Annotated in this window: 19 protein-coding genes; 6 read left to right on the plus strand and 13 right to left on the minus strand. The window is 72.0% G+C overall.

The window, feature by feature from the left end; all coding sequences use genetic code 11:
- Positions 1-18 precede the first annotated feature (18 nt).
- Complete coding sequence (locus IE244_RS27295) at positions 19-1,041, plus strand: TolB family protein (RefSeq protein WP_191876225.1); 1,023 nt, start codon at positions 19-21, stop codon at positions 1,039-1,041.
- 55 nt (positions 1,042-1,096) lie between these two features.
- Here IE244_RS27295 and IE244_RS27300 read toward each other — a convergent pair whose 3' ends face one another.
- The 3 genes from IE244_RS27300 to IE244_RS27310 all read right to left on the minus strand — a co-directional run bounded on the left by IE244_RS27300 (position 1,097) and on the right by IE244_RS27310 (position 3,996).
- A complete protein-coding gene (locus IE244_RS27300; RefSeq protein WP_191876226.1) occupies positions 1,097-2,104 on the minus strand; it encodes a YihY/virulence factor BrkB family protein in 1,008 nt (335 codons plus the stop codon).
- 200 nt (positions 2,105-2,304) lie between these two features.
- On the minus strand, positions 2,305-2,832 hold the full coding sequence (locus tag IE244_RS27305; RefSeq protein WP_191876227.1) for a transglycosylase SLT domain-containing protein: 528 nt from the start codon (positions 2,830-2,832) through the stop codon (positions 2,305-2,307).
- Between the two features lie 363 nt (positions 2,833-3,195).
- Positions 3,196-3,996: a thioesterase family protein gene (locus IE244_RS27310; RefSeq protein ID WP_229854355.1), complete on the minus strand. Its 801-nt coding sequence runs from the start codon at positions 3,994-3,996 to the stop codon at positions 3,196-3,198.
- A 275-nt stretch (positions 3,997-4,271) separates the two neighbouring features.
- Between IE244_RS27310 and IE244_RS27315 the strand changes: the two genes are divergently transcribed.
- Positions 4,272-5,141: a hypothetical protein gene (locus IE244_RS27315; RefSeq protein ID WP_191876229.1), complete on the plus strand. Its 870-nt coding sequence runs from the start codon at positions 4,272-4,274 to the stop codon at positions 5,139-5,141.
- Between the two features lie 16 nt (positions 5,142-5,157).
- On the opposite strand, the gene IE244_RS27320 is transcribed toward IE244_RS27315, so the two are convergent.
- From IE244_RS27320 to IE244_RS27330, 3 genes are all read right to left on the minus strand, one after another.
- Entirely contained in the window at positions 5,158-5,586 is a 429-nt protein-coding gene (locus IE244_RS27320; protein ID WP_191876230.1) for a DUF7144 family membrane protein, read from the minus strand.
- Positions 5,587-5,619: 33 nt separating this feature from the next.
- A complete protein-coding gene (locus IE244_RS27325) occupies positions 5,620-6,087 on the minus strand; it encodes an SHOCT domain-containing protein (RefSeq protein WP_191876231.1) in 468 nt (155 codons plus the stop codon).
- Positions 6,088-6,193: 106 nt separating this feature from the next.
- A complete protein-coding gene (locus IE244_RS27330; RefSeq protein WP_191876232.1) occupies positions 6,194-7,540 on the minus strand; it encodes a hypothetical protein in 1,347 nt (448 codons plus the stop codon).
- A 222-nt stretch (positions 7,541-7,762) separates the two neighbouring features.
- On the opposite strand from IE244_RS27330, the gene IE244_RS27335 reads away from it, so the two are divergent.
- The gene (locus IE244_RS27335; protein ID WP_191876233.1) at positions 7,763-8,344 is read left to right on the plus strand and encodes a potassium channel family protein; all 582 of its coding nucleotides are present in this window, start codon (positions 7,763-7,765) and stop codon (positions 8,342-8,344) included.
- Positions 8,345-8,346: 2 nt separating this feature from the next.
- Here IE244_RS27335 and IE244_RS27340 read toward each other — a convergent pair whose 3' ends face one another.
- From IE244_RS27340 to IE244_RS27365, 6 genes are all read right to left on the minus strand, one after another.
- Positions 8,347-8,544 carry a DUF8691 family protein gene (locus tag IE244_RS27340; protein ID WP_031165471.1) on the minus strand — a complete coding sequence of 66 codons (198 nt, stop codon included), beginning with the start codon at positions 8,542-8,544 and terminating at the stop codon, positions 8,347-8,349.
- A gap of 154 nt (positions 8,545-8,698) precedes the next feature.
- Complete coding sequence (locus tag IE244_RS27345; RefSeq protein WP_191876234.1) at positions 8,699-11,389, minus strand: winged helix-turn-helix domain-containing protein; 2,691 nt, start codon at positions 11,387-11,389, stop codon at positions 8,699-8,701.
- Positions 11,390-11,570: 181 nt separating this feature from the next.
- Positions 11,571-12,587 carry a GNAT family N-acetyltransferase gene (locus IE244_RS27350; RefSeq protein ID WP_191876235.1) on the minus strand — a complete coding sequence of 339 codons (1,017 nt, stop codon included), beginning with the start codon at positions 12,585-12,587 and terminating at the stop codon, positions 11,571-11,573.
- Positions 12,584-13,942, minus strand: coding sequence for an MFS transporter (locus tag IE244_RS27355; protein ID WP_229854357.1), 1,359 nt, complete (start codon positions 13,940-13,942; stop codon positions 12,584-12,586). The genes IE244_RS27350 and IE244_RS27355 overlap by 4 nt, the downstream gene beginning before the upstream one ends.
- Positions 13,939-15,189, minus strand: coding sequence for an ATP-grasp domain-containing protein (locus tag IE244_RS27360; RefSeq protein WP_191876236.1), 1,251 nt, complete (start codon positions 15,187-15,189; stop codon positions 13,939-13,941). Before IE244_RS27360 ends, IE244_RS27355 begins: the two co-directional genes overlap by 4 nt.
- 1 nt (position 15,190) lies before the next feature.
- Positions 15,191-16,423 carry an ATP-grasp domain-containing protein gene (locus IE244_RS27365; protein ID WP_229854358.1) on the minus strand — a complete coding sequence of 411 codons (1,233 nt, stop codon included), beginning with the start codon at positions 16,421-16,423 and terminating at the stop codon, positions 15,191-15,193.
- 294 nt (positions 16,424-16,717) lie between these two features.
- Here IE244_RS27365 and IE244_RS27370 point away from each other — a divergent pair, with 294 nt between their 5' ends.
- The 3 genes from IE244_RS27370 to IE244_RS27380 all read left to right on the plus strand — a co-directional run bounded on the left by IE244_RS27370 (position 16,718) and on the right by IE244_RS27380 (position 20,952).
- On the plus strand, positions 16,718-18,151 hold the full coding sequence (locus tag IE244_RS27370) for a coproporphyrinogen-III oxidase family protein (RefSeq protein ID WP_191876237.1): 1,434 nt from the start codon (positions 16,718-16,720) through the stop codon (positions 18,149-18,151).
- Entirely contained in the window at positions 18,148-19,242 is a 1,095-nt protein-coding gene (locus tag IE244_RS27375; RefSeq protein ID WP_191876238.1) for a DUF1152 domain-containing protein, read from the plus strand. The genes IE244_RS27370 and IE244_RS27375 overlap by 4 nt, the downstream gene beginning before the upstream one ends.
- A 459-nt stretch (positions 19,243-19,701) precedes the next feature.
- Positions 19,702-20,952: a M23 family metallopeptidase gene (locus tag IE244_RS27380; protein WP_191876239.1), complete on the plus strand. Its 1,251-nt coding sequence runs from the start codon at positions 19,702-19,704 to the stop codon at positions 20,950-20,952.
- A gap of 187 nt (positions 20,953-21,139) precedes the next feature.
- On the opposite strand, the gene IE244_RS27385 is transcribed toward IE244_RS27380, so the two are convergent.
- Positions 21,140-22,363 carry a saccharopine dehydrogenase family protein gene (locus tag IE244_RS27385; protein WP_191876240.1) on the minus strand — a complete coding sequence of 408 codons (1,224 nt, stop codon included), beginning with the start codon at positions 22,361-22,363 and terminating at the stop codon, positions 21,140-21,142.
- Positions 22,364-22,480: the final 117 nt, after the last annotated feature.

The raw sequence follows: 22,480 nt of genomic DNA on the forward strand, positions 1-22,480 counted from the left end.
CGAAACACAGGGATCCGGATGACCTCGATGCGCCGCCGCCTGCTCCTGCTCCTCGCGGCGGTCCTGCTCCTCGCGGGACTGGCCACCGGCGTGGTCCTGCACGCCGCGGCCCGCGCGGACCGGGCGAACCGACCGCAGACGGGCGGCCCCGCCGTCAGCGCGGGCAAGCTGACACTGGACCAGAAGAGCCGCCTGCTGTTCGTCAACGCGGCCCCCGGCCCGCACCGCACCGCGGTCGCCTCGGTACCGTCCCGCGACCCGAAAGCCGGGCGGACCGCCGCGGGCCTGACGTGCGCGCGCTTCTACGCGGCGGCCGGCACCGGCGTCTGTCTCCAGTCCAACCCCGGTGTCCTCAGGCAGAGCAACCGCGCCCTGCTGCTGGACGCCGGCCTGCGCACCCGGCGCACGTTCCCGCTCGCGGGCACCCCCAGCCGGGCCCGGGTCTCGCCCAGCGGCCGCTTCGTCGCCTGGACCGTCTTCGTCTCCGGCGAGTCCTACTCGTCCGCCTTCTTCTCCACCCGGACCTCGATCCTCGACACCCGCACCATGCGGCTGACTCCCAGCCTGGAGACGTTCTCCGTCGTCAAGGACGGCAAGCCCTACCACGCCTCGGACATCAACTTCTGGGGCGTCACCTTCGCCTCCGACGACGACACCTTCTACGCCACCCTCAACACCGCCAAGCGCACCTACCTGGTCCGGGGTTCCCTCTCCCGCCGTACGGTCACCACCCTGGCCCAGAACGTGGAGTGTCCCTCGCTGTCCCCCGACGGGACCCGGGTCGCCTACAAGAAGCGGGTCCTGTCCGGTGCCGCCCTCTGGCACGAGTACGTCCTCGACCTGCGCACCCTGCACGAGACGGCGCTCGCGGAGCGCCACAGCGTGGACGACCAGGCCACCTGGCTGGACGACCGCACCGTCGCCTACGCGCTCCCCGCCGACGGCACGGTCGGCAGCAGCGACCTGTGGAGCGTGCCCGCGGACGGCACGGGCACCCCCCGCCTGCTGGTCCCGGGTGCTTCCTCCCCGGCACCGCTGTAGCCCGGGACCGTGGGAACGCCCGGGAGAAGGCGGCCGCTCTCGGCGCGCCTGCCGGTCAGGGGGCTCCCTTGTCACCGACGGCCGGCGGTGGCGGGTCGCCGAAGCGGACGGAGATCTTCTCGAAGCCCTTGAAGGACTCGGTAGCGGCGTAGGAGCGGTAGGCCCGCACGTCGCCCGTGGCGAGGTGGACGTGGTCGGTGAAGGGTGTCAGCAGGCTGCGCGGCCACAGCCGCAGGCAGCGCACGGCGATGATCTCCGCCGCGCCGAGGTACACCGTGGCGGCGAGGTAGATCCAGGCGAGCAGGCCGAGCACGATGCCGAACATCCCGTAGGTCGCGGTGGCGCCCCGCAGCACATGCCCGACGTAGTAGGAGCCGCCCCACTGCAGTGCCTGCCAGGCGCACGCGGCTCCCAGGGCCGGCCCGTACGTCACGCGCAGCGGAAGTTTCCGTCTGGTCATGAGCCGGTAACTCAGCAGGAGGAGAGCGGCGTTGAGGACGACTCCCACGACCCCTAGGGCGACCCTGACGCCGGTGGCCTGGCGTGTCCCGAAGAGGGTGGCAGCGGAGTAGGCGGTGGCCAGTGCCGTCGTCAGACAGAGGCCCGCAGCGAGCAGGAGCAGGAAGTACAGGCCCCTCGCCCGAGAGCGCAGCGGGTCGGGACGGGCGTGCCGCGGCACTGCGAAGATCTTGTTCAGCGCGTGCTGGACCGCCTGGGCGATCCCGAGGGCGCCGTAGACGCTGCCGGTGATGCCCACGAGGATGGCGGCTCCGCTGCCGCGGAACGAGTGGATGTTGTGGCCGAGCTGGTCACCGATCACCGGGAACTGACTCAGCGCCGAGTGGAGCACCGAGTGCTGGAGCTGCGGATTGCCGTGCAGGGCGGCGCTGAGGATCGCGACCAGGAACAGCAGCAGCGGGAAGAGGGAGACGAAGCCGTAGTAGGCCATCAGCGCGGCCAGGTAGGTGGCCTGGTCGTCGAAGAACTTGTACACGACCGCGAGCGGCATCCCCGCCCACCGGTGCCGTCTCTGGTATCGGTCCAGCCGGGCCAGCACATCCATGTGCCCTCCCACACCCTCGGGTGCGAGTCCGCAGGTCAGCGGAACGCCTCAGCATGTCCGGTGCCCCGGTCGGGGATTCCCACACCGAGGCTCGTGGTCGTCTTCGTCGGATGCGAACGCGGCGCGGGTGGCGGCGGGCGGCGCCCCGCCCACGACAGGGTGGTGGAGGGGCGCTGCCGCCCGGTCGTGCGGGCTGCGCGTCAGTACGCGGAGTTGACGTTGTCGATGGAACCGTAGCGGTGTGCGGCGTAGTTGGCGGCCGCGGTGATGTTCGCCACCGGGTCGGTGACGCTGTGAGCGGTGCCGTTGACGTGGTACGCGTTGAAGGTGGGGTCGATCACCTGGAGCAGGCCCTTGGACGGGGTGCCCTGCCGCGCGTTGACGTCCCAGTTGTTCTGGGCGTTGGGGTTGCCGCCGGACTCACGCATGATGTTGCGCTTGAGGCCTTCGTAGCTGCCGGGGATGCCCTTGGCCTTCATGATGGCCAGGGACTGCTTGATCCAGCCGTCGAGGGTCCCCGCGGTACCGGTGGTACCCCTGGGGTCCGCGTGGGTGTCGCTGGAGGTGGCCGCCACCTTGTTGACGGTGTGCGCCTGCGGCGCCTCGGCGGCCTGCGCGGAGGCCGGCATCAGGGTGAGCGCAACGGTCGCGGCGCCGGTCGTGGCGATGCCGGTCAGGGCGAGGGTGCGGAGGCGGGCAAGGCGGCGGGTGGCGGTGATCGCGGTCATGAAGGGGTCTCTCCTGTGGGGACGTCGTAGAGGCGCCGGCCGGATGTCGGTCGCGGCCTGTAGGGCGTCGGGGCGAGGCCCCGTGCTGCAGGGCGCCGTGGGCGGGCCTTGGAGATCCAGGCCCGGTGCGTCCCGCGGCTCCCGGCAACGAGAAACATGGTTAGCGCCGCACGAAAGCCGTGGCAAGAATGTGACGTACTACCCGACTACGGAGAAATGTCCAAAATTAGGCGTTCGGGCGCTTTGTTCGCCTGTTGGGGGCGGGGCGGCTCTACGATCGCCGATAGGACGTGACGTCGGTCTCGTGGGGTGCATCACCGCCGGTGCCCCGTTCCGCACCCGCACAAGGCCGCCCCCGCGGCCTCAGCGGCGCGCGGCCACGTAGAGGCTCTGGGTGCTGCGGCCGAGCGGTCCCTTCTCGTCGTGCAGGGCCGCCTCGGCCAGACCGACGCCCGCACCGTCCACCATCGTCCGGGCGTCCAGGCACACCCACTCCCCCACGGGATGGCGGTGCAGGCCGACCGTGAGGTCGGCGTTGACGAAGACGTAGCGGCTGAAGTCCAGCTCAGCGCTGACGCCGTTGCCCGAGTCGGCAGCCGTCAGCGCGCGGCTGAGCGGCGTGATCTCCTCCCCCGCCACGAGGGGGACCCTCATCCGCATCCACGCGGTGGCCGGACCGGGTTCCAGGAACGACCCGGCCGCGAAGCGCACGTCCATGGCCGTGTGGTAGCCCTGCTCCCACGGCACCGGGAAGAACGCCGCCGGCGGCGCGGTCGAGGGCCCGGGCACCTGCCGGCCCGGCGACACCTGCGGTACCGAGTCCGGCACGGTCTTCATCAGCAGCGCCGTCGCCCTCATCGCTTCCCGGCCGCCGTCGGGGGTCAGCACGGCCTCCACGAGTTCGACGTTGCGCCCGGCGCGCAGCACGCGCGTGGCCACGGTCAGCGGCCGTACGGGGACCGGGCGCATGATCTCGTAGGTGAGCCGCACGACCCGCGTGTCGGACCGTGCGCCCGGCCGTTGCCCGACGGCCAGAGCGAGCAGCGCGGCCGGCGGGCCGGCGTGCTGGGAGCCGGCGTCCCAGGGCCCCCGGGTGTAGGCGGTGGGCAGGAACCGGTCGTCGGCCTCCCGTTCGTAGAAGGCCTCGGCTTGCGACGTCGACACCCCTGCCCCCTTGCTGCCGCGCGAACACACCGGTCGGCATGTTACTAAGCGCTTGTTCAATCCGCAGGGCAAACGGCGGAGGTTCCGTCGCCTCGGTGGCGGTGAGGAGAGCCGGACCCGGCCGTACCCGCTGAGGTGGTGTGCTCGTTCCGTGGAAGCCAGGCGCAGGTCCGTGGCCCCCGGCCGCCCTGCGTCGACCGCCCCGAGGCCGGGCATCTACGCTCGGTCCCCGGCGCGGCGGTGATCGTGGCGACGGGCTCGAACGGGGAGAACGCGTGCGCGCGGGGTGGAACAGGCTGTGGCGCTGGACGGCGTGGGGCGGGATCGGGCTGAGTCTGTATGCGGGCTGGCTGACGGTCGACGACGTACGCGACCGCGCTTCCAGCGAACGCGACATCGGCACGGCGTGCGACCGGCTCGTGTCCGGAGCCGCGGTGATGGACCTGCAGGGTGGCATGGTCCGGGCGGAGGCCGGCGACCAGGACAGGCTCGACGCACGTCAGCTGCCCGCTTCCTGCACGGTGTACAAGGTTCCCGGGCCGGGCAGGACGACAAGCCTGTTCACACTGATGGTCCAGAGCAGTGACACGTACGCGCCGCTGAACCGGATCGGTGACGACAGCCGGCTCGAACCGTTCTACACGATGACCGGCGGTGACGGCAGCCAGAAGGCCGACGTGACCGCTGTCGCCGACCGGCGCCCCGAGTCACCTCCCCTAGGCGACGGCACCCTGGGCTGGTACGACAACGGCTACACCACCGTCCGCGCCGAGTGCGGTCCCGGCAGCCGCGCGACGGCTCCCAGGCTGCTGCACGTCAGCGCGCGGGCCGACTACGAGGACGTCTCCGCAGCGGACCGACAGCGCCTCGCCCGTATCGCACACTCCGCCACCGAGGTCCTCACCGCGCGGATCGGCTGCCGGACCCGACTGCCCGCCCTGCCCGACGAGCAGCTGCCGCCCGTGCCGTCCGCCCTTCGCCCCGGACGGGCCGTGGGTGGTTCGTGCCGGTGGTTCGCCCGGCACATCGAACGCCAGGGGCAGGGCCGGTTGCCCGACCGCGCCCTCGCCGTACCCGTCCGCGACACGAACCCGATCGAGAGCTGCCTGCTGGCGGTCAGCCCCGACCAGGTGGGACTTCCGTAGCTCCTGAGCACGTCCTTCAGTCCAGCAGGCTGGAGGTGCTCTCCTCCCGCACCACGCACAGCGCCCAGATGATGAGCGCGGAGAAGGCGATCAACACGATCGACCAGATGGGGTAGTACGGCAGGGACAGGAAGTTGGCGATGATGATGAGCGACGCGATGACCACTCCGCAGGCCCTGGCCCACGTGGCGACCTTGAGGAGCCCGAGTCCGACGACGACGGCGACGACGCCCAGGACCAGGTGCACCCAGCCCCAGCCCGTGAGGTCGAAGCGGAACACGTAGTTGCGTGTCGTGAGGAAGACGTCGTCATGGGCGATCGCCATGATGCCGCGGAAGATGTCCAGAAGCCCGGCGAGCGCCAGCATGACGGCCCCGAAAGCGGTCAGGCCGCTGGCCCATACATCTCTGGTGGTGGGCGTGGTTGCGGTGTGTGCGGCGGTCATCGTGCTGCCTCGATTCTCTGCTGAGCGGCTGGCTCAGCGCGCTGTGGTGGAGGGGGCGGCTCCGGTGCGTGGGGACGCGCCGCTGCCGGTGAGGACCAGTTCCTTCGCCCGCCGGAACTCGTCGTCGGTGATGTCGCCATGGGCCCGCATGTCGACGAGCCTGGCCAGCTCGTCGGCCCGGGTGGCAGGCGCACCTGCCTGGGCGGTCTGGCGGATGTAGTCGTCCACGGCCTGCTGCTGCGCGCGAGCCTGTTCGATCTCGCGGCGGCCCATGCCCTTGCCGCGGGCGATCAGGTAGACGAAGACACCGAGGAAGGGCAGGACGACGACGAACACCGTCCAGCCGGCCTTGCCCCAGCCGCCGAGGGCGTCGTCGCGGAAGATGTCGACGACGACCCGGAAGAGCAGGACGAACCACATGATCCACAGGAAGAACACCAGCATGGACCAGAAGACGCTCAGCGCCGGATAGTCGTACGCGAGATAGGTCTGCGCGCTCATGTCGCTTCCTCCGTTCCGGGTCTGCGCCCGGTAGTCCTTTCTGCGCTGTCCTCAGCGTGCGCGGGGCGGGAACGGTGCGGCCTCACCCGGGGCGGGTGAACGGCGGTCACGGAACCGAGGGGTGCGGCTCGTCGGCGGACCGCCCCGTGGCGGCGGCGAGCACCGCGGTGATGGTCAGCACCGCCAGGACCAGGACGAGGACGAGGACCACCACACCGACTGTCGGGCGGTTCCACAGCACGAGGGCCAGGACGCCGGCCCCGATGGTGACGCCACTGGTCCAGGACCGGTGCCGGGCCAGCCACTGCCCGGCGTGCCCCGTGCGCACGCCGACGCGGGTCAGTGCGCGCCCCGCCGCCGTGGTGCCGCGCTCCGCCCCGGACCGCACGGCACGGGCGGCCCTGCTCGGCCCGTACAGGCAGGCGGCCAGGGCCGTGATCACGGAGACGACGAGCAGCATACGGACGCTGTCGCGCAGGAAGCGGATGACGGTGTCGTAGATCGCCGCGGCGGCGTCGGGGGGCAGCGCGGACGGGGGCACCGAGTCGAGGTAGACGCGGCGCGCGACGGCCAGGCCCACGAGCAGCACGATCATCATGATGCCGATGCCGACGGAGACGGCGATCAGCATCACCCGGTGCCCGGGCGCTGCCCACACGGCCGCGGCGGCCAGGGCGAGCGTCAGCACGGGCAGCCAGGTGCCGACGATGTCGAGCAGACGCATCGCGTTCTGGGCCTTGTCGAGCTTTTCGGCGCGGAACAGGGTGACCGTGCGGTCGACCTGCGGAATGGCGGAGGCCTTCTCGAAACCGGCGTCGACGAGCCGCTTCTTCACCTGGTCGATCACCACTCCGATGTCCAGCTGGACGGTGTCGCCCTGGGCCTTGAGGGCTCCCTGCCCCTCTCCGGTGAGCATGCCCACCACCGCCGACTGTGCCCGCCGGTTGCCCGCAATCCACGCCTCCTTGAAGACGTCGCTGGTCACCACCCGGTTGATGACGCGGTGGACGACCGTCTGTACGGCGGAGCGCAGCGGGCCGGTGAGGGCCTTGGACGTGTCGACGACGCGGGGCGGCGCCCCGTTGTCCGCGAGCAGCTTCGTCAGCGAGTTCGTCACCGCCTGGACGTCCACCTGGTCCACCACGCGGTCGGTGAGCCGGTTCACCAGGGCGTTCTGCACGGCCGGCGTCGAGGCGAGCGGTGCGACGGTCTGCACGTACCGGTCGGTGTCGGCGACCGTGTTGTGGACCCATACGGCGACGACGGCCAGGGGGGCGAAGACGAGCGTCAGCACCAGGAGGACGGAGGCGGCCACGCGGCGCAGGTTGCGGTGGCGTACCTGTGCGGCCCGGCGGAGCCGGTCGTACTCCGCGCGTTCCTCGGCGGACAGCGCCTGAACGTTCTGCGCGGGCGTGCCGGAGCCGGACGGTCCGGAGGCGGTACCGGATGCCATGGCTCCTCCTTTGCGGGCTGGTCACTCGTCAGGACGGCGATCAAGGGGGCGCTCCCGGACGGCCGACGGGGCCGTGTGGGGAGACCTCACCGGGCCAGCGTGCCGCCGGCGCGCTGCCGGCGACGTCACCCTTGGCGGGTGATCCGCGCGCCGGGCCGCGGCGGTGAGGTGGTACCGCGGGCAGGTGGCAGGCCCACTGTGGAGCGGACGAAGAGACACGAGATGAACGATCCGGCGGTTGCCCGGGACAAGCACACGTCGGCCGGAGGGCACGAGGTGCCCTCCGGCCGGCCGAGGCGACGGGCCGCGGCCCTGTCCGTCGCCCGGGCGGGGTGCATCGCGGTCACCCTGATCGCCGCGTACTACCTGTTGCCGCTGGACAGACCCGTCACGGTCGGCACCTCGGTCCTCCTCACGTGCGGCCTGCTGATCGTGGCCCTGGTCTTCGGGTGGGAGGTGTGGCTCATCATGCGCTCCCCCCATCCGCGGCTGAAGGCCGTCGAAGCCATGGCCATCACGGTCGCCTCGTATCTGGTCCTCTTCGCGAGCGCGTACTACCTGCTCGAACGTGCTGTCCCGGGCTCGTTCAACGAGCCGTTGACCAGAACGGACGCCTTGTACTTCACGCTCAGCACGTTCACCACCGTGGGGTTCGGCGACATCGTCGCGCGGTCGCAGGCGGGCAAGGTGGTGGTGATGATCCAGATGGTCTGCAGCCTGCTGCTGGCGGGCGTGGCCGTACGGGTGCTCGGGACCGCGGTACGGGCCGGTCTGCGGCAGCAGGGGCGACAGCCGCCGGAGTAAGGTCACTCCGGCGCTTGGCGCATCTCCAGCACGCGCAACCCCAGGGACTGGCAGCGGGCCAGCAGCCCGAACAGGTGCGCCTCGTCGACGACCAGGCCGAACAGGACGGTCTGACCGGACATCACCACGTAGTCCAGCTCCGGAAACGCCTTGCCCAGCATCTCCGTCATCTCTCCGTCGACGCGAATCTCGTAGCGCACGGCTGCTCTCCCCCACCTTCCTCGGCCAGACGTGCCGGTCCCTGTACGGGCGATCCTCCGTCCTCGGGCCACCGAGGGGCCTCACCCGTGGGAGGTGATACCGCCGCACCGCGCCGCGCCCCCGGCGGCCAGGGCGTTCCGGCGGGCGCCAAGGTCACAGGAGCCCCAGCTCGCGCGCACGGTGCACCGCGTCGTGACGACGGTTCACGGCGAGTTTCCGGTAGGCGCTCTTGAGGTGGGTCTTGACCGTGTTGACCGACACACACAGGTCGGCCGCGATCTGTTCCGTCGACATCATCTCGGCCAGCCGCCGCAGCACGTCCCGTTCCCGTCCGCTCAGCTCTTCCACCACCGGCAACGGCGACCGCTCCCCGGGCCTCGCCGGACAGCCGGGTGACGGCGGGCCAGGCGTCAGCCAGCCCTCGGCCAGTGCGCTCAGCGGCACCGTGCCGAGCAGCGGCCGCAGCCACGGTCCGGCCTCGTGGAAGGGGCGCCGCAGCCGCTCGCGCCGGGCTTCCCGGAGCGCCTGGGCGACGAGTCTGCGCTGGGTGGCGAAGTCCCCCGACGCCCCCGCCGCCTGCGCCCTGACCAGTGCGGCCCGTACGGTCACCGCGGGGCCCGGGCGGCCCTGTGGCCGTACCCGGTCGAGCAGTGCGACCGCGGGGCCGGGCCTGCCCGCGGCCAGCTCCGCCTGTGCGGCTCCCACGAGGCACAGCGGCTCGTGGCCGGGCTCCTCCTCCAGCAGCTTGGCGGCTGTCTCCGGCCGGCCCTCGGCGAGGTGTGCGGCGGCGGCCACCGACGCCGTGTGCGCCTCGGCCCAGGGAGAGGCGACATCGGCCACGACTGTCCGCTCCACCGCTTCGAGCGCGGCCTGCGTCTCCCCGCGGGCCAGGAGGACCCGCCCGGTGACGATGGCCCGCCCCGCCTGCACCACCGGATCCGGCATCGGGTGCGACGCGTCCGCCGCGGCGTCCAGGAACGCCTGGGCCCGGTCCAGCTCGTCACGGTCGACGGCCACCGCCGCCAGCACCAGGTATCCCAGGCCCGGCCCGGGCTCCAGGGGGCACCCGCGGCGGTCCCCGGTCATGACCGCGGCCCGGGCCTTGCGCTCGGCCCTGTCCGGCCAGCCCTGCAGATAGTCGATCAGAGCCAGGTGGCCCAGGCACTCCTCGCGTGCCTGGGCCGTCGACGCAGCCCTGCGGGAGTCGACCACCGTGGTCAGGGCTGCTCGCGCGTCCCCGAAGCGCCCGGCCCACAACCGGGTCGCACCGAGGTGCGTGAGCAGGAGGGCGGTCAGCTCGGGGTGCGCGTCCAGAAGCCGTCCGGGCACCTCGCACCGCAGCCGCTCCGCGGCCCGGGCGGCCAGCTCCGCCCGGGCCGGCGATCCGGTCAACCGGGCGGCCAGGGCTTCCAGCAGAGCACGGCTCAGCTGGGCCGCCGCCACCTCGGGGGCGTCGTCCTCGCCCGGTCCGTTCTTTCCGGCCAGGCCCTGTGCCGCCCGTTCCAGGCGGCACAGGCCCCGCTCGACCTCGCACCGGGCCAGTTCGCGGGCCGCGCGGACGAGGTCGGTCGCCGGGCTCCTGGGCTCGGGTCCCATGTGGGAGAACAGCTCGGACAGGTCGTCCGAGCGCAGCCCGGTGAAGATCTCCCCGATGGCGAGATCGCCGACCACGGCGCCGGCGGCGCACTCCCAGTCGCCCGCCGCGGCCGCGTGGCCGAGCGTCTCGTCGAGAGAACCACAGCCCCGCAGCCAGTGCGCCGCACGGCGGTGGAGCTCGGCTTCCAGCCCGGGAGCGCACACCCGCAGACGGGCCCGGAGGATCTCCCCGAACAGTGGATGGAGCCGGAACCAGGCGTGCCCGAGGTACTCGACGAACGCGTTCTCGCGGTGGAGTCCGGTCAGGATGAGTCCGGCGTCGGTGCGCTCCGTCAGGGCGTTGGCCAGGTCCGGACAGCACCGTTCGAGGATGCTGATGCGCAACAGCAGATCCTGTGTCTCGGGCCTCTGCCGCTTGAGCACCTCGGCCACCAGGAAGTCGGCGATGGTGGTGCGGTCGGCCTCGAACTCCTTCAGGTACGTCTGCGGATCCGGCTCTCCCTGTGCGGCCAGCGCGCTCAGCCGCAGACCGGCCGCCCATCCCCGGGTGCGCTCCACCAGCGCACCGACGTCGTCGGCGGGGAGGTGCAGCCCGTGCAGCGTGAGCAGTGCGGCCGCCTCGCCGGACGTGAAGGCCAGCTCGTCGTTCCTGATCTCCGTGACGGCGCCGGCCGCCCGGTAGCGGTGCAGCGGCAGGAGCGGTTCGGTGCGCGTGACGAGGACCAGACGCATGCCGCGGCCCGCGTACCGGAGGACGGATTCCAGCTGGTCCGCGATCTCCGGGTCCCTCGCCCGGTCGTACTCGTCGATCACCACGACCACGGGGGCGTCCCGAGCGCTCAGCTCGACCGCGAGTCGTGTGAGCAGCGCGTCGTCGACGTGGCCGGCCTCGGCGGGGGCATCCACCTCGATGGGCGGTGCCACGCCGGCCAGGCGCAGGGCCTGGAGAAGACACGCCCAGAAGGTGCCACAGCCCTTGTCGGCCGCCCGCGCGGTGAGCCAGGCCACGGGCCCGTCCAGCGCCGCCGCCCAGTCGGCGACCAGCATCGTCTTGCCCGCTCCCGCGGCTCCGCCGACCACGGTCAACGGTGTCAGAAGAGCCTCGTCGAGGTGTTCGGCCAACCGATCGCGGCGCAGAAACGTCGGGGGGCGAGCCGGCATGGCGAACTGCGTCCGCGGAAACGGGTCTCCTCGGGGATCCGCGTGCGGTGCGGTCGGAACCGGTCCGTTCTTGTCCGGCACGGCCATGGCGCTCACCACCACTGATGTCGTCAGGTCACGGACAGCGTTCTCCCTCCCTGTTCAAGCGTGGTCCCGCGCCGCGAGGTGATCAATGGGCCAGTGGTCCCTGAGAGCCGCGGAACGGTCCCGGTGATCGGGAACGGCCCCTTCGACGGCCGTGCCCGGTCTCCGGGCCGTAGCGAGCGCGCTACTCCTGGTGGCCGCGAGCCCCTTCGACCGCCCAGAGCGGCGACGTGACCGCTCCCCGGAGGGTCTTGGCGCGCAGGGACTCCATGCCGAGATGGAGGGCGGTGGCGCCGTGGGCGTAGGCATGCTCGACGGGGAGGTAGTAGACGAGGTTGAAGTACTCGTGGGCGCCTCGCAGCCGCGCGTAGTCGTAGCCGGTGGCGCGGAGCCAGACGGTGCCCGCGTGGCGGTAGAAGAGGCTGAAGCCGGCCATACGGCCGTCGGCGTACGCGGCGAGGACGACTCCGGTGTCGGCCATGCCGTCGGCCTGGTCGTGCAGCAGCCGGGCCATGGCGGCAGGGTCGGCGTCGTGGCCGTGCCGCTGCTGGAGTCGGGCGAGCAGCGCACCGGCGCTGTCGGCGCACTCGGACAGCCGCAGGGTGCGCAGGTCGTATCCGGCCTCGGCGAATGCCCGGCGTTCGCGGCGGATGGCGACGCGTCGCTTGGACGGCAGGCCGGCGAGATAGTCGTCGAACGTACTGCCGGACAGCGGGATGCGGGCGTCCTGGCCCAGCGGCACGGGCTCGGTGCCGCAGGCGTCGGCGAGTTCGGCGGCCGCCGTGCCGGTGACGTACAGCCACCAGGGCCGCGCCTGGTGGGCGTCGGCGAGCGAACCGGCCGCCGCCACGAGCCTGTTCAGTGCCTCGCGTCGCCGCTCGGGGGTGAGGCTGGGGTGGAGGAGGGGGGCGTTGAGGTAGCCGCGGCGGGCTCCCGCGAGCAGGGTCCTGACCGGTTCCCGGCCAGGGACGAGGTCGTGCACGCGGTAGAGGGCGTTGGGTTCGGTGTCGACGACGTACAGCGGTGCGGCGGCGATCAGCAGGCCGTCGTCGTGGACCAGGGCGTAGCGGACACGGGCGGTGGGGTCGTGCTGCTGGGCGGCGAGCCACCGGTGGGAGAGGTAGAGGCCGGCCGGGGCGGCGAGGGCGTCCCATGCGGCGATGGGGACGTCCGTGATGTCGTGGGCGAGGGTGAGGATCACGGCAGCGGTTCCTCCCGGTCGGGCGGGACGAGGGCGTGGGCCGCGGGCACGGCGAGCACGCTGAGCAAGGCGAGGAGCAGCCAGGGCAGGACGGGCTGCCGGCTCAGGAGCGCGGTGAGCACGACGGGAGCGGCGGCGCCGCCGAGGGACCAGGAGAGCTGGAAGGCGGCCTGGTGGCGGCCGTTGCCCTCGGCGGGGGCGCAGGCGACCGAGAGTTCGTTGAGCGCGGGAGAGCTGAGGATCTCGGACAGGGTGAACAGCAGCATCGCCGCGACCAGTACGGTGGCCACGGTCCAGCCGGGAGCGCCCCTGACGGCGAGGGGGACGGCGAAGAGGGCGAAGGAGGCGGCGCCGACCACGAACCCGCCGGCGATCGCGCGCTGCGGACGGTGGCGCGCCGAGCGGCGGGTGACGGCCGGGGTGAGGACGGCGACGGCCGCGGTGTTGACGACCAGGAGGGTGCCGGGGATCCATGCGGCCGCGTGCAGGGTGCCGGTGACGTACACGGCGAGCAGGACCGGCGGGACCGTCTGCGCGAGGACGAAGGCCAGATTGGCCGCGATGAGCAGGAGGTAGCGGCCGTCCCGGAGGACCGCCTTCCAGCTCCCCCGCCGGACCGGACCGCCGCCGTCTCCCGGACGGCCGGGCGCGTCCGCCAGGGTCGGCGCGGCCGGGCCTCTGGCGGGCTTCCAGGTCGTGAACAGGGCGGCTGCGCACAGGAACGTACCCGCGTTCGCGGCGACGAGGACGTACAGGCTGCTCGGGCCGAACAAGGCCAGGGCGGCGGCGGAGACGGCCGCGCCGGCACCGATTCCGAGGTTGCGCAGCGACGAGACGAACCCGAACCACAGGCGTTCCTCGCCGGGCACGCACGCCAGCGGCACCAGGCTGCGGGCCGCGGTCCAGTACAGGTTGATACCGGCCTGGACGACGAGGTGGGCCAGGCTGATCTGCCACGCGGAGCGGACCGCGAGGAACGCCGCGAACCCGGCGGCGGAGACGAGGTTGGCGGCCGCGACGACCGCCTTCGGGCCGAAGCGGTCCAGGAGCGGGCCGCCTAGCGCGGGGGCCGGCAGCGCGAGGAGGTTGCCCAGGGTGAGTGCCGCTCCGATCTCGGCCAGAGACAGGTGGGTGGCGTGGGTGAGGTAGACGACGGTGAAGGCGAAGACGAGCCCGGTGCCGAGGCTGTCGACCGTGTGAGCGGCGACGAAGCGGCCCGCTCCGGTGAGTCCGGGCAGCCCGGCCGGGGCCGCCAGAACGCCCTGCCGGCCACGGCCCGGCGGATCACCGCGGCGCCGGCCGCGCCCCGGCCGGGTGCCGCGGCGCGCCGATCGCCCGTCGGTGGGGACGTTCACCGGCTCGCGGGGGTCAGGAGGCGGCGGATCTTGTCGAGCATGGGCGCGGGGATGAAGCCGGTCTGGGCGCACAGCGCGGTGAGTTCCTTCACGGCCCGCTGTTCGTCACCGGGGTTCACGGTGAACGTGAGGATGCCGCCGTGGTCGTGGCCGTCGATGATCAGGTCGTGGCAGGTGACCAGGTCGATACGGGCGCGGAGTTCGGCGAGCAGCGCGGGGGTGGGGTTGGCCGTGAGGCACTCGATCGCGAAGCGTTCGGCCGGGGCGCCGGCCCGGGCCGGCCAGGCGCCGCCCAGGATGTCGAGCAGCGCGGCGTAGGTGTTGAGTCCGCTCGCGGCGATCGAGAGAGTGGTGGCGCCGCCGATGCGGGGGTTGATCTCCAGCACGTGGTAGACGCCGTCGGCGTGGATCATGTCGACGTTGACGGATCCCTCGACCCCGAGTGCCGTACACAGGTCCACGAGGCGCCGCGCGGTGGGCCGGAAGCCGTCGTCCCGGGTGGGGTCGACGTAGCGCAGGTCTTCGAACGTGAAGGCGGGAGGGCCGCCCGCGGTGCCGGTCCAGATGAGCGGCATGACGGTGTAGTGGCCGCCGGCGCCGACGATGTCGACCGAGCAGAGGCGTCCGCTGACGCACTTCTCCAGGACCGCGTGCGCCGCGGGGCGTGCGGCCAGGTGACGGTCCAGGGCGGCCGGGTCCGGGATGAACTCGATGCCCATGCTGGTGGAGTCCCACAACGGCTTGGCCATGAGGGGATAGCCGAGGTCCTGAGCGGCGAGGCGGACGGTGTCGGGGTAGGCCGGGACCGGGAGCGCCCGGTCGTTGAGGAGGTCGCTGTCGACCAGTACGGCGGGCGGGGTGGTGATGCCGTGCGCCTCCAGGGCGCGCTTGGTCTCCCACTTGTCGCACAGGACGCGCGTGGCGGCGAGGGGCGTCATGACGGTGCGGATGCCGAGGGCTTCGAGCTTGGTCTTGACGACGGCGTCGCGCAGGGCGTTCTCGTCCGGCAGGGAGATCGCCACGGCCGCGTCCGCGCCCCAGGCACGCACCCGCGCGACGAACTCGTCCGGGGTCGCGGCGGGGTCGAGCCGCTCGCTCGTGCCCGGGAACAGCTCCGGACCGCAGTCGCCGTGGGTGTGGAAGAGGCGGGCCTCGGCACCGAGTTGTGCCAGGGCGGGGGCGATGCCGTGGATGTAGGGGTCGGCGCGCTGGATGTCGACGGACCGGAGGAAGGCGATGCGCTGCATGTCAGCTCACTTCTATGCGGGTGTGGGCGAGTGCGTGGGCGGCGTCGGCGTTGACCTGTGCGGGGGTACGGGCGGTGAAGACCAGGTGGCCGAGGCGTGCCGAGTTGTCGTGGGCACTGCCGACGGCGGCGCCGGGCGCAGTGGTGATGTCCTGCTCGACCAGGCCGTCGTGCCGGCCGAGGACGGTCACGCCGTGGAAGGTGCCGGCCCGGGGCGGGGTGAGGAACCGGATCGCGCACGCCCCTTCCCGGGGCGCGGGTACGTCCGGCTTCTCGCCGAGGACGGCCTGGAGGTAGGCCCGGGCCTCGTCGATGCCGGAGGCGCGGCGTACGACGTCCACGAGGTGGTCTCCCGGCAGGCGGGCACCCACCTCGATGACCACGGGGCCCCGGCCGGGCGGGATCTTGAGTTCGGTGTGGGCGACGCCGTTGCGGATGCCGAGCGCCCGCAGGGCCCGTTCGACGGCCGTCCGCACGGCGGCGAGGTCGGCGGGCGGCAGTGCGGCGGGGCACGTGTGCCCCGTCTCGGCCCGGTAGGCGCCGCCGGTGGTGTGCTTCTCGACCACGGGCAGGTGGAAGTACTCCTCGCGCCAGACCACTGTGTCGAGGCTGAACTCGGGTCCGGGGACGTACTCCTGGACGACGACACGCTGGTCCATGGGCAGGCCGTGCGGGGCGGCGACCGGCCAGGACTGGGCGTGCTGCACGGCGGTGTCGAGCTGTTCGGGGTTCTCGACCACGCTGACGCCCCAGGAGCCGCCCTGCTCGGCGGGTTTGACGACGACCGGGAATCCGATGCCGGCGCGGCCGAGGGCATGCGCCGCCTGTCCGGCCGTGTGCACGCTGATCGTTCTCGGCGCGGGCACCTGGCCCGCGTGGAAGGCCTGGGCCATCTCCGCCTTGTTCCGGCACGCCCGGGCGCGCCGGGGGTCGTTGCCGGGCAGACCCAGGCGCCGGGCCAGATGAGCGACGAGCGGGGTGAAGAACTCCCAGCAGCCGGCGACCGCGTCGATGCCCGTGGCCTCGCCGAACGCGGCCAGGTCCGCCAGCGCCCGGTCCGGGTCGGTGAGGTCGGTGAACACCGTGCCGTGGATCTTGTCGCGCAGGGCTGCGGGGTAGCTCTCGTGGACGTCCTCGTGGGTCGCGACGAAGACGCGCGCACCGAGTGCCCGGGCGGCATCCAGCACATAGGGGCCCGAGTTTGCGAGCGCTTCGATCAGCAGGATCTTCTTCACGCCGCGCAGTAGACCGCACCCGGCGGACCAGAGCCATGAACATAACCACCAGAGCAGGACGGTGATTTCACGACAACGGTTGTAGCAAGCTCCAGCCGTCGGCGGAGGCACGGATCCTAGGGGGTCCGACTTTGCGGAAGCGACTACTCCGCAGGACTTCGGACCATCGCACAGGAGGGCCCGCTCCCAACGGCCCGGGGTTTCGTCGGTACCGGACCTGGGTCCCTGCCGCCGATCGCGGATTGACTCTGCGACGACCCAACCGTCACACATGCACGAGAGGGACGACTTCGCGTGACCGGCTACGCCGAACAGCTCACCGACCACATCCGTCAGGGCGTCATACCGCCGTACAACTACTCCTATCCGTCGCGCTCCACCTACCGGCCGCTCGACGGTTCCTGGACCGCCGAGGAGGCCTGGAAGCAGGACCTGAGCCTGTATCAGGTCCCCGAGCTCAACCTGTACCTGCACGTGCCGTTCTGTCGCTACAAGTGCGGCTTCTGCAACCTGTACACCGTCATCAGCGAGGACGTGGACGTCTACACGGCGTACACGAACGCGCTGTGCACCCAGCTGCGCGACCACGCCGACATCATCCGAGCCCGTCGGCTGCGCACCGTCTACATCGGCGGCGGAACCCCGAGCCTGCTGTCCCTGCGGCACTTCGAGCAGCTGTTCGGCACGCTGGACGAGGTGTACCCCAACTGGCGCTCCACCGTGGAGGAAGTGGCGATCGAGGCCACCCCGGACTCGATCGTCAACGAGCCGGCCACCCTCGAAGGCCTGCTGCAACTCGGCCTGACCCGGGCCAACATAGGGATCCAGTCCCTCGTGCCGAAGGAGATCCGCGAAGCCGGACGCGGCCAGGCGGGCGAGCACGTCATCCGCAAGGCCATCGAGATCGTGCACGACAAGGGCCTGCCGGATCTGTCGACCGACCTCATCATGGGCTTCGCCGGCCAGACCGACGCCACCTGGCGGACCTCCGTCGACGAGCTCGCGAAGCTCAACCCGGCCACGATCAGCACGTACTTCCTCACCGTGCGCCCGGATGCCTGGTTCTCCAAGACCGGCGCCTACCAGTACGCGCAGTCCCCGAACCTGTACGAGCGCTACGACTACGCCCGTCAGGTCTTCACCGACCACGGCTACGTCCAGGAGGGCTCCGTCCGCTACAAGAAGCTCGGCCGCGGCGGCTACAGGCAGAAGGTGCTCACCTTCCACGGTGTGCCGCTGCTCGGGCTCGGCGTCGGCGCCCGCTCCTACACCGGCGTCCTCGACTACATGGCGGGCTCCGTCAAACCGTCCATGTCCGAAGTCACCGACTACATCACCAAGGCCACCGCCCACACGCTGCGGCCCGTCACCGGCTTCGTCCTCGACGACGAGGAGATCATCCGCAAGCGGCTCGTCCTGGACACCTTCGACCTGGACCTCGCCGAGCTGGACCGCTTCGGCTACCAGGACAAGGCCCACCTGTTCGAGCCGATCCTGGACGCCGCCGAGGAGACGGGACTGCTGCGCCGCCTCGGCCGCCGTGTCCAGCTCACCCCCGAGGGGTTCAAGTACCGCGACATCCTGTCCTGGATGTTCTTCTCCGACACGGTCGTCCAGCTGGACCGCGAGTACTACGAGCGCCTGCACGAGCAGAACAGGCGGGCGCGGAAGCACATGGGCACGCCGGTCGGCATCTCGGGCATCCGCACCGCGCGAGCGGCTTCGTGACCGAGCTGTTCATCGCGGCGGGAGGCGGCGGTGACCCGATCGGTGCCGCCCTCGTCCACGCGAGCCTGGGCGGCGGGCCCGATGCCGTCGTCCTCACCTACGGCTGGGAGCGCCTCACCGTGGATCCGCTCCCCGGTCCTGTCGCTCCGCACGACTTCACCGGCCTCGACCACCACACCCTGCCGGTGCCACTCGTCACCGCCGCATCGCACCCGGTCGCTCCGCGCGGCTCCACCCTGCCGCGGCTGGCCGGCGACCTGCCGACGAGGCTCGCGCTCCTCGACCCCCTCAAGGGCGTCGAAGCACTCGCCGACCAGATCGGGCGGACCGCCCGGGCACTCGGCGTCGACCACATCGACGTCGTGGACATGGGCGGCGACATCCTCGCCCACGGCGACGAACCCACCCTCGCCAGCCCCCTGCCCGACGCGCTCGTGCTCGCGGCCTGCCAGGTGGCGGGCGTCCGCACCACCGTGCACATCGCCGGCCCCGGCCTCGACGGCGAGGTCCCCGAAGCGACCCTTCTGACCCGCGTCACCGGTGACGGCACAGCCCTCGACCCCACCATCCCCGACTGGGCGGCGAACGTCTTCCGCTGGCATCCGTCCGAGGCCAGCACCCTGCTCGCCGCGGCCGCCGCCGGGCTGCGCGGCCCCTGCCTCACGAGGGAAGGCGCGGGCCCGGTCCCGCTCACCGGCCGCAGCGGCCGCGTCTGGGGCCTGCCACTCGCACGGGCCCTGGACCACAACCGCCTCGCCCAGGGCCTGCTGGACACCCGCCCCGACACGCTGGCGGGCGCGGAGGACGTCAGCCTGAAGCTGTATGGATTCAACGAGGTCGAACGCGAGCGCCGGCGGGCCGCCCGACGGCACACCGCGCACGACCTCACCGACGACAGCGCCTTCCTGAGCGAGCTGGACGCCTGGCTCCACGTCCAGCGGGCCGGCCACCCCGGCGCCCGGTACGTGAGCCTGCGCTGCGCCGTCGAGTCACTCGGTTACGACTGGCGGCTGAGCGAACAGGTCCGCGACCTGCTGGCAGGGCACCGTCCCGGTCTGGACGCCTTCCCGCTGCTGTCGCTGACGCACTGACCGAACCGGGCAGGTGGGGCGGCCCCTGACAACGGCGCCGCCCCCACGCGTCCGCCGCCCCGGCCGGCCGTGCCCCGGCCGGGGCCGGGCCCGATCGTCGCTGACCGTCGCGCCGCCGCTGGCCGCCGCAGAAGACGGTCGCCCCCCGACCACCAGGGTCGGCCCGATGGTCGTGGCAGCCGTGATCTCACCGGTGTTCCGGCCCCCGGCCCCGTACGGCCCCCACGGAACCAGCGGCCCCAGCGGGTCCTCGCGTCCCACGATCCGGTCGCCCTGCTCGGCCTGGCCGAAGCAGTTCTGCATGGTGCGAAACCGCCCCGCCACCAGCGTGGCCGTCCCGACGAGGGCACGGCCGCGTGCCGGCCGCATCAGCCCGGCGAGGTGCGGCCACGGCCCGTTCCGACCTGCGGTGACGCCACCCGCTCGATAGGATCGGTGCATTCCGACCGGGAATCGACCATGCGCAGGACCCAGAGGACAGCCCGTCTGTGTGCCGCCGCCGCGACCGCTCTGCTGAGCGCCGGAGCCGGCACCACCCCGGCTGCCGCGGCCCCGCTCCTGCCCGGCTCGCCGTCCCCCGCGAAGAATGCCGCCAGCGAGGCGATCACACCCGTCGTCGTGTCCCCGACGACGGTCCCCGTTCCCGTCCGGGGCACCGACGGCAGGACGCACCTTGCGTACGAGCTCACTCTCGTCAACGAGAGCACACTGCCGGCCACGCTGAGGGGGGTGAGCGTGCGGGACGCCCACGGCGACCGCACCCTGCTGAAGCTGACCGGGGGTTCGCTCAAGGCGCACTTCCGGCCGTCGGGCTCCGCTCCCGGCGCCGCACCGAGCGACCAGCTGGCACCCGGGCGGCAGGGCCACGTCTGGATCGACGCGATCGTCCCGGCCGGCACGTCCTTCCCGCTGAACCTCCGGCACCTGGTCTCGGTGACCTATCCGAAGCCCGTCAGCGTCGTCCCCAAGAGCCTGACGGAGCCGGTCGCGGCCATGACGGTCCCCGACCGGCGTCCGGTGGTACTGCGCTCGCCGCTCGCCGGCTCGGGCTGGCTCGACGGCAACGGCTGCTGCGCCCAGGTGACCGCGCACCGGGCCGCCGGGGCACCCCTGAACGGAACCGACCACTTCCCCGAGCGTTTCGCCATCGACTTCGTACGGCTGGACTCCGCCGACCGGCTCTACACGGGCGCGGTGGACAAGGTGACCAGCTATGCGTACTACGGCGTCCCGGTCAGGGCGGCCGCCGCCGGCGAGATCGTCTCGGTCGTCGACGGCCTGCCCGACTCGACGCCGGGCAGGAGTCCGGCGCGCCTTCCGCTGAAGGACTACGCCGGCAACCACGTCGTCGAGAAGCTGCCCGGCGGAAAGTACGTCCTCTACGCCCATCTGAAGCCGGGTTCGACCAAGGGCAGGGTTCACCCGGGTCAGCGGGTCCCGGCCGGTGCGCAGCTCGGGCAGCTGGGGGACTCGGGCAACAGCGACGCCCCCCACCTGCACTTCCAGGTGATGAACGGACCGGATCCGCTCGCCTCGAACGGGCTGCCGTTCGTCTTCTCCTCCATGACGCTCCAGGGCACCCTCGACAGCTCCGTGGACGACCTGTTCGGCGGGAAACCGGCCAGGATCAGCCCGGCGGCGGACAACCGGGCCGACGCGGACCAGGAGATGCCGCTCTACCTCGACCAAGTCGGCTTCCCCGGCGCGTAGTCGTGGCGACGGCCTCTTCGGGCGGCCGCGTTGCCGTTCCGTGCGCTCGTGCGGGACAGCCCGTCACGGTCAGAGGCTGCGGGCGGTGATGTCGCCGTGGGAGGTGGCGCGGATGTCGAGTTCGGCGGGGCCGTCGCTCTTGAGGGCGTTGCGATGTGGTGAGACTGAACGCTACGACGGCCCCGGCTCAGCACTCCTCGCGCAGACCCCAGGGAGAGCCGTATTCGGTGAGCAGGTCCAGGAAGGGACGGGGCGGCAGGGCCTCCGGCCCGAGAACACCCCTGCCGGACCAGACGCCGGAAGACAGGAGTTCCAGCGCGACGACGGGGTTGACCGCTGTCTGCCAGACGACGGCCTGCGAGCCGTACTCGCGCATCGACCACTGGTTGTCGACCACGTGGTACAGGTACACCTCGCGCGGCGCCCCGTTCCTGGTGCCCTTGACCCACGTACCGGCACAGGTCTTGCCCGTCATGCGGTCCCCCAGGGTGGCCGGGTCGGGCAGGCAGGCGGCGACGACGTCCCGCGGGGAGACCTCCACGGGTCCGTCGCTGCCGGGCACGGTCGTCTTGGCCGTCGAGTCCAGCCCCATGGCGTGCAGGGTCCTCAGCTTGGCGATGAAGTCGTCGCCGAGCCCGTACTTGAACGTGACACGACGAGCATCCACCCAGCGCGGGATGAGCAGCACCTCCTCGTGTTCGACGTTGACGCACTCGACGGGGCCGATGCCCTCCGGGAAGTCGAAGACCTCGGGCTCGCTGAACGGCGCGGTGGTGAACCAGCCGCGCTCCGCCTCGTACACGACCGGCGGGTTGAGGCACTCCTCGATGGTCGTCCAGATGCTGAAGGAGGGCGCGAAGTCATAGCCCTCGACCGTCAGGTTGGCACCGTCGCGGATGCCGATCTCCTCGATGTCGTCGAAGAGTTCGTCGGCCGCGTACCGGGCGAAGACGTCGGACAGGCCGGGCTCGACACCCATGCCGACCAGCGCCAGCCGTCCAGCGTCCGCCCAGCGCCGGGCCAGGGCGAACTGCTCGTCCCCGAGCTTGACACCACATTCCTCGTACGGGCGCGAGGCGTGCGGCGCGGACAGTGACATCGCCATGTCGATGTAGTCCACACCGGCCTCCAGGGACGCCTGGAAGAGCGGCATCACAAACCTCGGGTCGGTGGCGTTGAGCAGCACGTCGCACCGCTCCTCGATGAGGATCCGGCGGACCGCTTCCTGGTCCGAGGCATCCAGCTGCCGCGCGCCGAACCGGCCCTCGTGCTCCTTGAGCGCCGCGACCGCGGCTTCGGCGCGGTCGAGGTGGTAGTCGGCCACGACCATGCGGTCGAGGAAGTCACGACGAGCCGCGATTCGGGTGACGGCCGTGCCGACACCGCCCGCGCCCACCAGAAGTACCCGCATGTCACACACCTTCCCTCCGGGAGGCGGACGCCTCCGGCAGGGCTCGATGCAACGGGATGCCGAGGTGTAAGGTCAACCCTGTTGGCATAAGGCTCGGCGCCGGGAGAACGGCTGACG

Source organism: Streptomyces filipinensis (genome assembly GCF_014649495.1).
GTDB lineage: Bacteria > Actinomycetota > Actinomycetes > Streptomycetales > Streptomycetaceae > Streptomyces > Streptomyces filipinensis.

Bases quoted from the DNA above. Each gene is read 5' to 3' on its own strand.
- IE244_RS27295 (WP_191876225.1), top strand. From the start codon at position 19: ATGACCTCGATGCGCCGCCGCCTGCTCCTGCTCCTCGCGGCGGTCCTG.
- IE244_RS27345 (WP_191876234.1), bottom strand. From the start codon at position 11,389: ATGGCCGTGCCGGACAAGAACGGACCGGTTCCGACCGCACCGCACGCG.
- IE244_RS27330 (WP_191876232.1), bottom strand. From the start codon at position 7,540: ATGGCATCCGGTACCGCCTCCGGACCGTCCGGCTCCGGCACGCCCGCG.
- IE244_RS27335 (WP_191876233.1), top strand. From the start codon at position 7,763: ATGAACGATCCGGCGGTTGCCCGGGACAAGCACACGTCGGCCGGAGGG.
- IE244_RS27305 (WP_191876227.1), bottom strand. From the start codon at position 2,832: ATGACCGCGATCACCGCCACCCGCCGCCTTGCCCGCCTCCGCACCCTC.
- IE244_RS27360 (WP_191876236.1), bottom strand. From the start codon at position 15,189: ATGCAGCGCATCGCCTTCCTCCGGTCCGTCGACATCCAGCGCGCCGAC.
- IE244_RS27325 (WP_191876231.1), bottom strand. From the start codon at position 6,087: ATGAGCGCGCAGACCTATCTCGCGTACGACTATCCGGCGCTGAGCGTC.
- IE244_RS27320 (WP_191876230.1), bottom strand. From the start codon at position 5,586: ATGACCGCCGCACACACCGCAACCACGCCCACCACCAGAGATGTATGG.
- IE244_RS27385 (WP_191876240.1), bottom strand. From the start codon at position 22,363: ATGCGGGTACTTCTGGTGGGCGCGGGCGGTGTCGGCACGGCCGTCACC.
- IE244_RS27300 (WP_191876226.1), bottom strand. From the start codon at position 2,104: ATGGATGTGCTGGCCCGGCTGGACCGATACCAGAGACGGCACCGGTGG.
- IE244_RS27380 (WP_191876239.1), top strand. From the start codon at position 19,702: ATGCGCAGGACCCAGAGGACAGCCCGTCTGTGTGCCGCCGCCGCGACC.